The following is a 13,514-nucleotide window of genomic DNA, read 5'->3' as shown; positions in this document are numbered from 1 at the left end:
TTTATTCCTGCGCCGTAGGATGATTGCTAAGCCAGTTAGCGAGCTTGCAATACTGCTCTACGGTCACGTTTTCCGCGCGATCGTTGGCATTGATGCCCTGTTCCGCCAACTGCTCTTGCGTGAACAGGTTGCCCAAACTGTTGCGCAGCGTTTTACGGCGCTGATTGAAGGCTTCAGTGGTGATCCTGCTCAGCACGCGGGTGTCGACCTGAGGATAAGGCGACGTCGTGTGAGGCACCAGCCGCACGACCGCCGACTCGACTTTCGGCGCAGGTCTGAACGCGGTGGGAGGAACTTCGAGTACCGGGATAACCTGACAGTAGTATTGCGCCATCACGCTCAAACGGCCATAGGCTTTACTGTTCGGCCCTGCCACCAACCGGTTGACTACCTCTTTCTGCAACATAAAGTGCATGTCGCGGATAGCCTGAGTATAGCTGAACAGATGAAACATCAATGGTGTGGAAATATTATACGGCAGGTTGCCAAAGACCCGCAGAGGCTGGCCGATTTGCTGCGCCAACTCGGCGAAGTCCACTTTCATGGCATCCTGCTGAATGATAGTGAGCTTATCTTTCAACGTGGGGTGGACTTCCAGCCGTGCGGCCAGATCGCGGTCCAGCTCGACGACGGTAAAGTGATTCAGTCGTTCTCCCACCGGCGCGGTCAGAGCACCCAGGCCAGGGCCGATTTCCACCAGCGCCTGATCCGGCAGCGGGTGAATGGCAGAGACAATGCTGTCGATCACAAAGTGATCGTGTAAAAAGTTTTGCCCGAAACGCTTACGGGCGAAGTGGCCTTGGTGTACTCGATTATTCATTACGATTAGCAATCATTTTAATAGCAAGAGTTAGGGCGGTGCTGAAGCTGCCGGGATCGGCCTGGCCAGTGGCGGCCAGCTCCAGCGCCGTGCCGTGGTCGACCGAGGTACGGATAAACGGTAGACCCAGCGTGATGTTGACTGCCCGGCCGAAGCCCAGATACTTCAGAACCGGCAATCCCTGGTCGTGATACATCGCCAGCACGGCATCCGCCGGCTGTAAATATTTGGGTTGGAACAAGGTATCTGCCGGCAGCGGGCCGACCAGCTGAATGCCTTTCGCCCGCAGCTCATCAAGCGCCGGAATGATAACGTCCAGCTCTTCCCGACCCATGTGGCCGCCTTCGCCCGCGTGGGGGTTCAGGCCGCACACGTAGATCGACGGGTTCGCAATACCGAACTTGGTCCGCAAATCGTGATCGAGAATGGTGATGACTTCGTGCAGACATTGGCGGTCAACGGCGTCGGCCACGTCTCTCAGCGGCAGATGCGTTGTCGCCAGCGCGACGCGCAGCTCCTCGGTCGCCAGCATCATGACGACCCGTTCGCAATGGCTGCGTTCGGCAAAGAATTCGGTATGCCCGGTGAACGGCACGCCCGCTTCGTTGATGATGCCTTTGTGGACCGGACCGGTGACTAGCGCGGCAAATTCGCCCCGCAGGCAGCCGTCGCAGGCCTGCGTCAGCGTCTCGACGACGTAGCGACTGTTCTCAACGTTTAACTGGCCGGGAACGACGGTCGCCGCAAGTTTGACCGGGAGGACGGTCAGCGTACCGGCCTGTTGAGGTTGCGCGGGCTGAGCAGGAAGATACTCCCGCACCGTCAGCGGGATATTCAGCGTCCGCGCCCGGCTCTCGAGCAGCGCGGGATCGGCGCAGACCACCAGCTCGACCGGCCATGCCTGTTGGGCCAGCGAGACGATCAGATCGGGACCAATCCCGGCGGGGTCGCCGGGCGTGATCACGATGCGTGGAATGCTGAGTTCACTCGACATTAGTTACTTTGTCCATCCATGACTTTAACGTAGGCGGCAGCGCGTTTTTCCTGCATCCAGGTCTGCGCTTCTTCCGCGAATTTACGGTTAAACAGCATACGGTAAGCGCGCTCTTTTTGCGCCGCGTCGGTTTTATCGACCTGACGGGTGTCCATCAGCTGGATCAGATGCCAGCCAAAGGAGGAGTGAACCGGCGGGCTCATTTCGCCTTTATGCAGTTTCAGCAGCGCGTCGCGGAATACCGGATCGTAGACGTCCGGAGAGGACCAACCCAGATCGCCGCCCTGATTGGCGGAACCCGGATCCTGCGACAGCTGACGCGCCTGCGCGGCGAAGCTGGTGCTGCCGCTCTTGATCTGCTGAGCGACGTCCAGCAGTTTGGCGCGGGCCTGATCGTCCGTCATCATGACCGACGGTCTGAGCAGGATGTGGCGGGCGTGCATTTCCGTGACGGATACCGTTTTGTCTTCGCCGCGGATGTCATTGACGCGCAGAATGTGGAAGCCGACGCCGGAACGGATCGGGCCGACGATCTGGCCTTTCTGTGCCTGCACCAGGCTTTCTGCGAACAGCGTTGGCAGTTCTTGCAGTTTGCCCCAGCCCATCTGACCGCCTTTCAACGCCTGTTGATCGGCGGAGTAGGTGATGGCGAGCTTGCCGAAGTCCGCGCCTTGATTCGCCTCTTTCACCAGACGTTTCGCCAGATCTTCAGCCTGATCGACTTCCTGCTGCGTCGGGTTTTCCGACAGCGGCAGCAAGATGTGGCTCAGATTGACTTCGGTATCGCCGGTATTCTGATTGGAAACCTGCTTGGCCAGCGCATCGACTTCCTGCGGGAGGATGGTGATGCGACGACGCACTTCGTTATTGCGCACTTCGGCGATGGTCATGTCTTTGCGGATCTGACTGCGGTAGGTGTCGTAGCTGATGCCTTCCTGCGCCAGTCGGCCGCGCATCTGAGCGACCGTCATGCGGTTCTGCGCCGCGATGCCGCTGATGGCGCGATCCAGCTGCTCATCGGTGATCTGAACGCCCATCTTTTGGGCCATTTGCAGCACGATGCTGTCGACGATCAGGCGATCGAGGATCTGATGGCGCAGGGTGGCGTCATCGGGCAATTGCTGACCGGCGCCCTGTGCGTTCAGCTTGACCGATTGCAGTAATCCATTGACATCACTTTCCAGCACGACGCCGTTATCCACCACCGCGGCGACTTTATCAACGACCTGCGGCGCGGCAAACGCTGTCGAGACGCTCAGCGTCAGTCCCAGAATCAGTGCTTTCCAGTTGTTCATACCTTTCCCATTAAATGTCATCCGCCCGAAGGCGGGTTAAATGTTGATTTGCTACCGGTATTAGACGCTTATTGCGGCCAGAGTTCCCGGCGGTACACCATTAGAAAGAGCGTTGGTACGGCAAAATACCGTTAGCGAGCATTTTGTCCGTGCCCAAACTGTAGTTACTGCTCAGACCGCGCAGTTCAAACGACACGCCCACTTTGTTGTCGTAGACGCTGCTGTTGGAGGCAGTGTTCCAGGTGGTGATCTTTCTTTCGTAGCCGACATTCACCGCCCAGCAACAGGTGGAATACTGCAGACCAATCAGCTGATCGGCCGGCTGGTTCATCTTGGTGTCGTAGTAGTACGCGCCGACGACGGCCCAGCGCTCGGACAGCGGCCAGCTGCCGGTCATCCCCACCTGAGAGATCCCCTGCTGGTAGGCCGGAAGGGCGCTGCTGCTGTTTAGCATGGACTGGATGTACTCCGCGCTGGCGTAGCGGTAGTTCAACTGCAGCATCCGTTCGCCGCCGCCGCGGTATTCCAGCACGGCGTCGCCGACCGTGAAGTTATCCACGCGCGCGTCGTACTGCGCGCCGCCGCGGATGGCCCAGCTATCGGCGATCTTCCAGTAGGTATCGCCGGCCCAGGTCAGGCTGCCGTTGTGGTAGTTGTTGTCGAGCGACGAGTCGGTGTTGCCGGTACGCGGACGCTCGAAGTAGTAAATCTGACCGAGGGAGGCGTTGAAGCGTTCCACCAGCGCGTCGTCGTACAGGCGGGTAGTGACCCCGCTCGCCACCTGGTTAGCGGAGGCGATACGGTCCAGGCCGCCATAGGTGCGGTCGCGGAACAAACCGGCATAGTCGCTCTGCAGCAGAGTCGAGTCATAGCTCTTTATGCGGCTTTGGTCGCGGTACGGCACGTAGAGGTACATCGCCCGCGGTTCCAGCGTCTGGGTGTAGCCCTTCGCCCAATCCATATCCCGTTCAAAGACCAGCTTTCCGTCCATTTTGTACTGCGGCAATACTCGGTTGACCGAGTCATCCAGTTGGTTGTTCGGGTTAGCGCTGTTGTAGTTGGACAGGTTGGTCTGCTGATAGTGGGTCGCCATCAGTTTGGCTTCGGTATTCAGGCTCGCCCAGCCGTTGGACAGCGGCAGATTAAAGGTCGGCTCGGCGTGCAGGCGGGTCGCCGTCGGCATATCCGGGTTGACGTTGGTAAATTTCACCGCCTGCCCGTACAGGTGCATGTCGATTGGACCGATATCGTTGCGGTAGTAATTCATGTCGAGCTGCGGCTGCGCGCGGTAGACATCCGGGGTTCTGCTGAATATCTGATAGCTGCGCGTCGACAGCGTGGCGTCGAAGTTGCGGTCGGCGTAGGCAGCGCTGAACTTCTGGGTCGCGTAGCCATCGGTGGTAGAGCCGTATTTGGACTCTAAATCCGTGAAATAGTACGGGTCGCTGACCTTGGTGTAGTCGACGTTGAAACGCCAAACCTGATTGAATACACCACTGTGTTGCCAGTACGTCAGCCAGCGGGTGGTGTTGCTGTCTGCCTCATAGGTGCCCGCTTTGATCTGTTTGTCGTACTGTTTATCGTTCGGCAGCCAGTCCAGCTCGAACACACCGGCGCCTGCGCGGGTCAGGTAACGAAATTCGTTTTCCCATTGCAGTCCACGCTTGGTTTGCAGGTGTGGCGTAATGGTGGCGTCGAAGTTTGGAGCGATGTTCCAGTAGTACGGCGTAATCAGCTCAAAGCCGTTGTTTTTGCCATACTTGGCGTTCGGGATCAGAAAACCGGAGCGGCGGCGGTCGCCTACGGGGAGCTGAAGATACGGGCTGTAAAAAATCGGGACGCCGGCGATGCGGAATCGCGCGTTCCAAATTTCGGCCACTTCTTCTTGCCGGTCATGGATGACTTCTGAACCCACGACGCTCCAGCTGTCATCACCCGGCAGGCAGGACGTGAAGGTGCCGTTTTCCAGAATGGTGTAACGGTTGTCGTCGCGCAGCTTCATCTTGTTGGCATCGCCGCGGCCTTGACGTCCGACCATCTGGTAGTCGCCTTCGTAGACGTCGGTGTCTTTGGTGTTCAGGTTAGACCAGGCTTTAGGCCCTTTCAGGATCACCTGGTTGTCATCGTAATGAACATCGCCAGTGGCGGTTACCGTGCGGGTCGGGTCAGTTTTACCCGCCTGCTGTAACTGATTCAGCTCGACTTCCTTCGCGGTCATGACCCGATTGCCTTGCTCAATATTCACATTGCCTGTGAATACGGCGTTATCGGGGTAGTTCGCCTGGGAGTGATCTGCCTGAATGTGAACGGGCAACTGGCCGGTATCGCCGGTCACCAGCGGACGATTATACGTCGGTACGCCGAGCATACACTGAGAGGCGAGGTCCGCCATGGCTTGCTGGCTGTAGAGCGCTGACCACACTAACGAGGCCAGCAGAGTTGGGAAACTTTTTTTCATACGCGGTATCAGGTGTTCCGTCATCAAGGGCATCATGCCGGCAAACCGTCAGAGACTATATCACGCGCTGGCGCAGTGCCAGTGCTAAATCCCCGCCGTTTTCTACGCGCTGCCGTTAGGAGCAAAGATAAATGACGGGTATGATAAAGCAATTTTTAGCCGACGGCATGAGGATTTGAGGAGTATATGCGCTATTGGGGAAAGTTGCTGGGGCTAGCGATGGGCGCAGCGTCCAGCGGTGGCGTCAGTGCAGTGATTATCGGGCTGTTGGTGGGTCATTTATTTGACAAAGCCCGTTCGTCGCGTCGACGCACGGCTTTTTCCGCACACTCCTCTCGGCAGGCCTTGTTTTACATCACCACGTTTCAGGCGATGGGCCATCTCACCAAATCGAAAGGCCGGGTGACGGAGGCGGATATTGTCGCCGCGACCCACGTTATGGACCGGCTGGAGTTGCGTGGCGAAGCGCGCAACGCGGCTCAACAGGCATTCCGCGAAGGCAAGTCTCGTCAGTTCCCAGTGCGCGGCAAGCTGCGGAAACTGCGCGATGTCTGCATTGGCCGTTTTGATATGGTTCGCCTGTTTTTGGAAATTCAACTGCAGGTCGCCTTCATCGACGGCGCGCTGCATCCCAACGAGCGTCGGCTGCTGTATGTTTTCGCCGATGAGCTGGGCGTGACGCGGGCGCAATTCGAGCTTTTCCTGCGCACGATGGAACGCACGACGCAACAATCACATGCGCAGTCTCGGCACGGCACGGGGGGTTGGTCCCAGCAGGGCGGTAATGCGCATCAGCGTCGGGGGCAGTCATACGATGGACGCTCTCAGTATCAGCGGCCGCCGACATATCCGCGTGGGCCGACCGTGGAGAGCGCCTGCCGGACACTGGGGGTACGTTCCCATGATGATGCGGCGACGGTGAAGCGGGCTTATCGCAAGCTGATGAGCGAACATCATCCGGACAAGGTGGTGGGGAAGGGGCTGTCGCCTCGGATGATCGAACTGTCGAAGCGCAAAGCGCAGGACATTCAGGCGGCCTACGAATTCCTCAAGGTTCACAAGTTTACGCGTTAACGTTTCCTCGCCCCTCGTCTTCGTCGACGCCCTCTCTCCTGTTGCTACTCACACTTCGAACACTTCGTCAAAAATCCGGTTCGCAGCGAAAATGCATCGGCTCATGCGATGCCGGATGAGTGATAAACAGCTCCTGCGCGTGCAATTGCAAACGCGATGCCATCGCCCGTGCGGCGGGCGGTGCGTAGAAACCATCCCCCAGAATCGGGTGTTCGATAGCCAGCATGTGCACCCTCAGCTGATGGGAGCGGCCGGTGATCGGCATCAGTTTCACCCGGGTCGTGCCGTCGTCGTCGCGAGACAGCACCTCCCACAGGGTCTGCGCAGACTTGCCCTCGGTGAAGCAGACTTTTTGCTTGGGGCGGTTGGGCCAGTCGCAAATCAGCGGTAAATCGACCATCCCCTCGTCCTGCGCCATATGCCCCCAAACTCGGGCGATGTAGCTCTTTTTCGGCTCTCGTTCGCGGAACTGGCGTTTGAGCTCACGCTCGGCCGCTTTGGTCAGGGCAACGGCAATGACCCCGCTGGTCGCCATATCCAGGCGATGAACGGATTCAGCCGACGGATGTTCCGCCTGAATCCGACTCATGATGCTATCGCGATTTTCCGGCGCGCGGCCGGGAACGGACAGCAGGCCGCTGGGTTTGTTGACCACCATCAGATGGTCATCCTGATACAGCACCTGTAACCAGGGTTCTTGCGGCGGGTTATAGGGTTCCATGACTGGCTCCGAGCGGGCGGCAAGGGGGAACCCCTGCCGCGTGAGTGATAAGCGCCATCATGCCGCTGTTATTGGTGTGAAACCACGACCAGACGGATGGCGTCCAGACGCCAGTTTGCCTGTTCGAGATTCAGCAGCACCTGTTCCCGCTGGGTTTCCAGCGCCTGTAGCTCATCTTCGCGGATGTTGGGGTTGACCGCTTTGAGCGCCGTGAGGCGTTCCAGCTCGTGCCGCAGCGCTTTATCGGCGAACTGGGTGGCCGTCGCAATCACCTTCCGGGCCTGTTCGGCGACCAGCGGCTCCGCTTTTTGCAGCATGTCATGCACGTCAGGTTGGACGGCGTTCACCAGTTTGCTGGCGGTGTGGCGGTTGACCGCGGCCAGCTGGCGGTTGAAGCTTTCGAACTCCACCTGCGCGGCCAGATCGGTGCCTTTGCGATCCAGCAGGATGCGTACCGGCGTCGGCGGCAGGAAACGGGTGAGCTGCAGTTTTTTCGGCGCCTGCGCCTCTACCACATACACCAGTTCCGCCAGCAGCGTGCCGACCGGCAGCGCTTTGTTTTTCAGCAGCGATACGGCGCAGCTGCCGGTATCGCCGGACAGGATCAGATCCAGTCCGTTACGGATGAGCGGGTGCTCCCAACTGATGAACTGCGCATCCTCGCGGGACAACGCCTGCTCGCGATCAAAGGTGATCGTACAGCCGTCCTGAGACAAACCGGGGAAGTCCGGCACCAGCATATGTTCCGACGGACGCAATACGATCAGGTTGTCGCTGCGATCTTCCTGATGGATGCCGATGATGTCGAACAGGTTGAGCGCAAAGTTGACCAGCGTGACGTCGTCGTCCTGCGCGGCGATATCGGTGGACAGCTTTTTCGCCTGTTCGCCGCCGTTGGAATGCATTTCCAGCAGGCGGTCGCGACCCTGTTCCAACTGGGCTTTCAGCGCATCGTGCTGTTCACGGCATTCGCGAATAAAGTCGTCGACGCCGTCCTGCTCTTCCGGATGAGCGAGCAGACCGATCAGACGATCGTAATGGCTGTCGTAAATCGAGCGGCCGGTCGGGCAGGTATGTTCGAATGCGTCCAGACCTTCGTGATACCAACGGACCAGCAGCGCCTGCGCGGTCTGTTCCAAATAAGGCACCAGAATCTGGATGTCATTCTCCTGACCGATACGATCCAGACGCCCGATGCGCTGCTCCAGCAGGTCAGGGTTGAACGGCAGGTCAAACATCACCAGATGGCTGGCGAACTGGAAGTTGCGGCCTTCGGAGCCGATTTCGGAGCAGATCAGCACCTGAGCGCCTTCCTCTTCCGAGGCAAAGTAGGCGGCGGCGCGGTCGCGTTCCAGAATCGACAAACCTTCATGGAATACCGCGGCGCGGATGGCTTCCCGCGTGCGCAGCGCCTGTTCCAACTGCAGCGCCGAGGCGGCTTTGGCGCAGATCACCAGCACCTTCTCATCGCGATGGCTGGTCAGGTAGTCGAGCAGCCACTCTACGCGCGGATCGAAGCTCCACCAAGTGGCGTTTTCATCTTCGAACTGCTGATAAATTTGCTCGGGATACAGCATGTCCTGAGCGCGCTTCTCGGAGGTTTTGGCGCCGGACATGATGCCGGAAACCTTGATCGCCGTCTGATACTGAGAAGGCAGCGGCAGCGGGATGGTCTGTAGCTGACGTTCCGGGAAGCCCTGCACGCCCTGACGGGTGTTACGGAACAGCACGCGGCTGGTGCCGTGGCGGTCCATCAGCAGGGTGATGAGTTCTTCGCGTGCTGAACGCGCTGCATCCTCGTCCGAGGCGTTGATGGCTTGCAGCAGCTCGCTGATGTCCTGTCCGCCCAGCAGCGACGTCAGCGCCTGAAGATCCTCCGGGCTGGCCTCGTCGCCGGTCAGCAGCTGGGTCACCGCATCGGCCACCGGCTGATAGCGCTGCTGCTCGGCCACAAATTCGGCGTAGTCGTGGAAGCGGTTCGGATCCAACAGACGCAGGCGGGCGAAGTGACTTTCCTGACCCAGCTGTTCCGGGGTCGCGGTCAACAGCAGCACCGCCGGGGTGACACTCGCCAGTCGCTCGATAGCCTGATACTGCGGGCTCGGCTCGGCTTCGCTCCAGGTGAGGTGATGCGCTTCGTCGACCACCAGCAGATCCCAGTTGGCGTTGGCCAGCTGTTCAAAACGTTTCGGGTTGCGCTGGACAAAACTCAGCGAACAGATAATCAGCTGTTCGGTTTCGAACGGGTTGCTGCTATCCAGCAGTGCTTCGGCGTAGCGTTCGTCGTCGAACAGTGAGAACAGCAGGTTGAAGCGGCGCAGCATTTCCACCAGCCACTGGTGCTGCAAGGTTTCCGGCACCACGATCAGCACGCGCTCGGCACGGCCTGACAGCAGCTGTTGATGGATGATCATCCCGGCTTCGATGGTTTTTCCCAGACCCACTTCATCCGCCAGCAGAACGCGCGGCGCGTGGCGCTGGCCGACTTCGTGCGCGACATACAGCTGGTGGGGGATCAGGCTGGCGCGCATCCCGCGCAAACCGTTCCACGGCTGCAGGGCCTGAGCGTGCAGGTGCTGACGGGCGCGATAGCGCAGAGCAAAGCGATCCATCCGGTCAAGCTGGCCGGCGAACAGGCGATCCTGCGGCTTATTGAAAGTCAGTTTGCTGTCCAGAAACACTTCGCGCAGCAGGGCGGGCGTTTCATCGTCGAGCCGCAGGCCGATATACGTGCGCAGACCGTTTTCGTCGATGACTTCGTCGACCTGCATCTGCCAACCCTCATGGCTGGTGACGGTATCGCCCGGATTGAACATGACCCGGGTGATGGGGGCATCATTGCGGGAATAGAGGCGATTCTCGCCGCTGGCTGGGAACAGCAGGGTAACCATTCTGGCATCAACCGCCACTACCGTTCCCAATCCTAATTCGCTTTCTGTGTCGCTGATCCAGCGCTGACCAAGTGTAAAAGGCATATGTGCTTAGCTCGATACTCGTCGTTGTCGAAAATTGTCTGAATGACAGTCATTGTCGGCCGCCCTGCCGGGAAAAAGGCGTAAATGCCGCATTGCCCGTCGTGGTATGGCAGGCGCCCGGTCGGCATGACCCATGTTGTTATGTGTGAGTTAGCGATGTCCTGCCGTCATTTGCGAGCGCGCTGACGGCCTGTCGGCGCGATAGGCGAAAGTCGCCCCGCTACGTGTGCGCCGCTCGCGCATTCGATGACGTTGGCCTGAAAGGCCTGCGCCAGGCGCCGTCCTGCGCGGATACGGCCCGAATCTGAATGCATGGGCTGACGACAGCGCAAGGTCTTATCGAAAATACCGCCGGATTCGGAAAGGGCGTTATGGTACTGGATGGACGCGCGTTCGTCACCTGCCAAACCGCCGTCGGTGCATCAAAACAGCCCCATTTGTCCGGTGACCAGCATCGTGAAATCGTCGTGCAGGAAGGGCAGAATCCCATCCGCCACCGGTTGCAGCTGTTTCTCGACGTAGTGTGGGTAATCCAGCGGCGAATGGCGGGTTTCCAGCGGTTCAGGCCCGTTGACGGTCATGACATAGCTGATCCAGCCGCCGTTTTGATACTGGAGCGGACGCCCGTGCTCACGGTTGTACTCGTCGGCCATTCGGGCGGCCCGCACCTGCGGCGGAACATTGCGCTGGTATTCGCTGAGTTTGTGGCGTAGCCGCTTGCGGTAGACCAACTGGTCATCCCACTCGCCGTTCTGCGTTTTGCGCACATACTCGCGCACCCACTCCTGATAGTCCTCACGACGGAAAATCCGCGCGTAGAGCTGCTGCTGGAACTGCTGCGCGAGAGGCGTCCAGTCGCTGCGCACGGTCTCCAGCCCTTTGAACACCAGTTGCGGCTCGCCGCTGGCGTTCAACGTAAGTCCGGCATAGCGTTTTTTACTGCCCTGTTCCGCGCCGCGAATCGTGGGCATCAGGAAACGCTGATAATGGGTTTCGTACTCCAACTCCAGTGCGCATTCCAGGCCCTGAGTCTGCGCCAGATGTTCGCGCCACCATGCGTTTACATACTGCACCAGTTCCCGGCCGATGGCGTCCGCTTCCCGATCGTTGTGAGCGTGATTGAGCCAGACGAAGGTCGAGTCGGTATCGCCGTAGATCACCTGATAGCCGCGCGCTTCAATCAGCGCCTGCGTTTGCTGCATGATGTCATGCCCGCGCAGGGTGATGGAGGAGGCCAGTCGGGGATCGAAGAAGCGGCAGCCGCTTGAGCCCAGTACGCCGTAGAAGGCATTCATGATGATTTTCAGCGCCTGCGACAACGGCTTGTTGCCGCTGCGTTTCGCCGCCTCGCGCTCCTGCCAGATGCTGTCGACAATCGCGGGCAGACAGTGCTGCTCGCGGGAAAACCATGCACCACGGTAGCCCTCAACCGCATGCTGTTCGTCCGGGTGCCGCATCCCGACGGTCAGTCCGACGGGGTCGATCAGAAAGGTGCGAATGATGGAGGGGTACAGGCTTTTATAATCCAGTACCAGCACGGAGTCGTACAAGCCCGGACGGGAGTTCATGACGAAGCCGCCGGGACTGGCTTCCGGCGGGATCTCGCCAAGGTTGGGGGCAACGAAGCCTGCCCGGTGCATCCGGGGCAGATAGAGATGGGTGAACGCCGCCACGGAGCCGCCGCTGCGGTCTGCCGCCAGACCGGTGAGGCTGGCGCGTTCCAGCAGGAACGGCAGCAGTTCGGTCTTGTCGAAGATGCGCGTGACCAGCTCGCAGTCTTTCAGGTTGTAGTGGGCGAGGGCGGGTTTGTCTTCGGCGAAGCGGCGGTCAATCTCATCCATCCGCTGGTAGGGGTTATCCATCGCCTTGCCCTCGCCCAGCAGCGTCTGCGAGACAAACTCCAGGCTGAAGGAGGCGAAGTTCCAGGTGGCGGACTTGAGCGCTTCAATACCGTCGACAATCAGTCGTCCGGGCGCGCTGGCGAAAAAGTGCCCCTGTTTGTAGCCATGTTCCCGCCACTCTAGCTCCGCCTGCTGACGGCCCAGCCGCAGCGGAATGCCGTAGCGTTCGGCGTGTTTTTGCAACACCCGCAGGTCGAACTGCACCAGATTCCAGCCGACGATCAGATCGGGATCGTACTGCTGGATCCAGTGGTTGAGCTGCTCTAGCAGCTGGGGGCGGCTGGTCGCATACGTCAGCGTGAGGTCGCCCGCGTCAGCCGGGTTGCCGTTGGGCGGACCCAGCATAAACACCTGCCGCTGGCCGCAGCCTTCAAGACCGATGCAGTACAGCTCGCCGTGGCGGTTAGTTTCGATATCCAGCGACACCATGCGCAGCGGCGGACGATAGTGCGGTTCGGGTTTCATTCTGGCATTGATGAGACGTCCTTCCGGCCCGGCGTCGCCATCGAACCAGACCGGCGCCGTAATGAAGCGCTCCATCAGAAAGCGCTCTGGCGGGCGAATGTCCGCTTCATAAACCGGTATGCCGACGTCTTGCAGCCGTTTCTCGATACGCTGTAACTGGCGGTATTGCGGGCAGTAGAGGCCGAGTAGATCTTCGTGGTGAAAACTTTTCATTCCCAGCGGGCGCAGTTCGGCCTTTCTCTCGCCGTTCAGCGCGGCGCGGACGTCCGCTTCATGACGGGCCGGAACAAAAGCCACGGCCTGTTGCAGAGGAAGACGCACCCGCTGCGGGCCGTCGTCGGTGGCGAGCCAGAACTCGACCTGAATGCCGGCCGGCGTATCTTGCCAATGACGGGTGAGCACAAAGCCCTGACGCGGGGAGGAAGCAGTCATAACCTCAGGCCGTATGAAGAAGAAAGTCGTCATTAAGTGTGGTTATTCATACAGTGGTTGTCCAGCCTTTTTCGCCTGCCACCTGGTGAGGCAATGCTGACAATCGCGGTGCGCCCGGCGTCCGAATGATTGATTTGTCTTATGAAAGCCGGGGCAATATTCGCACCATGCGAAAGCAGCGCGGGGTCCTTGTGGTGCAACTGATGCCTGTCGCCGCCGTTTAAGGCAATCACTTCCGGTTATGTCTGATTTATTAATTGATTAATAACGTGTTTATCCGGCCCGGCTTATTGGCATGGTAATTGCTGATTTTTCCATTGTGGTGCGGGTTGTGCCCGTGCGCATTTTTGCTGGCTATAGTCCTATACACAGCTTCATT

9 protein-coding genes are annotated in these 13,514 nt (G+C 59.3%); 1 reads left to right on the top strand and 8 read right to left on the bottom strand.

What is annotated here, in order from left to right:
* Nucleotide 1: 1 nt before the first annotated feature.
* From rsmA to lptD, 4 genes are all read right to left on the bottom strand, one after another.
* A complete protein-coding gene (gene rsmA / locus CKQ53_RS02675; protein ID WP_094108419.1) occupies nt 2-820 on the bottom strand; it encodes a 16S rRNA (adenine(1518)-N(6)/adenine(1519)-N(6))-dimethyltransferase RsmA in 819 nt (272 codons plus the stop codon).
* A complete protein-coding gene (pdxA, locus tag CKQ53_RS02670) occupies nt 813-1,814 on the bottom strand; it encodes a 4-hydroxythreonine-4-phosphate dehydrogenase PdxA (protein WP_094118092.1) in 1,002 nt (333 codons plus the stop codon). The genes rsmA and pdxA overlap by 8 nt, the downstream gene beginning before the upstream one ends.
* Nucleotides 1,814-3,109, bottom strand: coding sequence for a peptidylprolyl isomerase SurA (surA, locus tag CKQ53_RS02665; protein WP_085651808.1), 1,296 nt, complete (start codon nt 3,107-3,109; stop codon nt 1,814-1,816). The genes pdxA and surA overlap by 1 nt, the downstream gene beginning before the upstream one ends.
* A 100-nt stretch (nt 3,110-3,209) precedes the next feature.
* On the bottom strand, nt 3,210-5,603 hold the full coding sequence (gene lptD / locus CKQ53_RS02660) for an LPS assembly protein LptD (RefSeq protein ID WP_176223465.1): 2,394 nt from the start codon (nt 5,601-5,603) through the stop codon (nt 3,210-3,212).
* A gap of 150 nt (nt 5,604-5,753) precedes the next feature.
* Here lptD and djlA point away from each other — a divergent pair, with 150 nt between their 5' ends.
* Nucleotides 5,754-6,641, top strand: a complete 888-nt coding sequence (gene djlA, locus CKQ53_RS02655; protein WP_094118093.1) for a co-chaperone DjlA — start codon at nt 5,754-5,756, stop codon at nt 6,639-6,641.
* A gap of 67 nt (nt 6,642-6,708) precedes the next feature.
* Here djlA and rluA read toward each other — a convergent pair whose 3' ends face one another.
* The 4 genes from rluA to CKQ53_RS02635 all read right to left on the bottom strand — a co-directional run bounded on the left by rluA (nt 6,709) and on the right by CKQ53_RS02635 (nt 13,135).
* Nucleotides 6,709-7,362 (bottom strand): bifunctional tRNA pseudouridine(32) synthase/23S rRNA pseudouridine(746) synthase RluA, encoded by a 654-nt coding sequence (gene rluA / locus CKQ53_RS02650; protein WP_094118094.1) that lies wholly within the window; start codon nt 7,360-7,362, stop codon nt 6,709-6,711.
* A gap of 68 nt (nt 7,363-7,430) precedes the next feature.
* Complete coding sequence (gene rapA / locus CKQ53_RS02645) at nt 7,431-10,337, bottom strand: RNA polymerase-associated protein RapA (protein WP_118894617.1); 2,907 nt, start codon at nt 10,335-10,337, stop codon at nt 7,431-7,433.
* A gap of 167 nt (nt 10,338-10,504) precedes the next feature.
* Entirely contained in the window at nt 10,505-10,744 is a 240-nt protein-coding gene (locus tag CKQ53_RS02640; RefSeq protein WP_085651812.1) for a hypothetical protein, read from the bottom strand.
* A gap of 15 nt (nt 10,745-10,759) precedes the next feature.
* Complete coding sequence (locus CKQ53_RS02635; RefSeq protein WP_094118095.1) at nt 10,760-13,135, bottom strand: DNA polymerase II; 2,376 nt, start codon at nt 13,133-13,135, stop codon at nt 10,760-10,762.
* Nucleotides 13,136-13,514 lie beyond the last annotated feature (379 nt).

Origin of the sequence: Lonsdalea britannica, from assembly GCF_003515985.1 — a bacterium.
Lineage (GTDB): Bacteria > Pseudomonadota > Gammaproteobacteria > Enterobacterales > Enterobacteriaceae > Lonsdalea > Lonsdalea britannica.
Note: the sequence above shows the minus strand (reverse complement) of the source record. Positions and strands in the feature narration are given on the sequence as shown.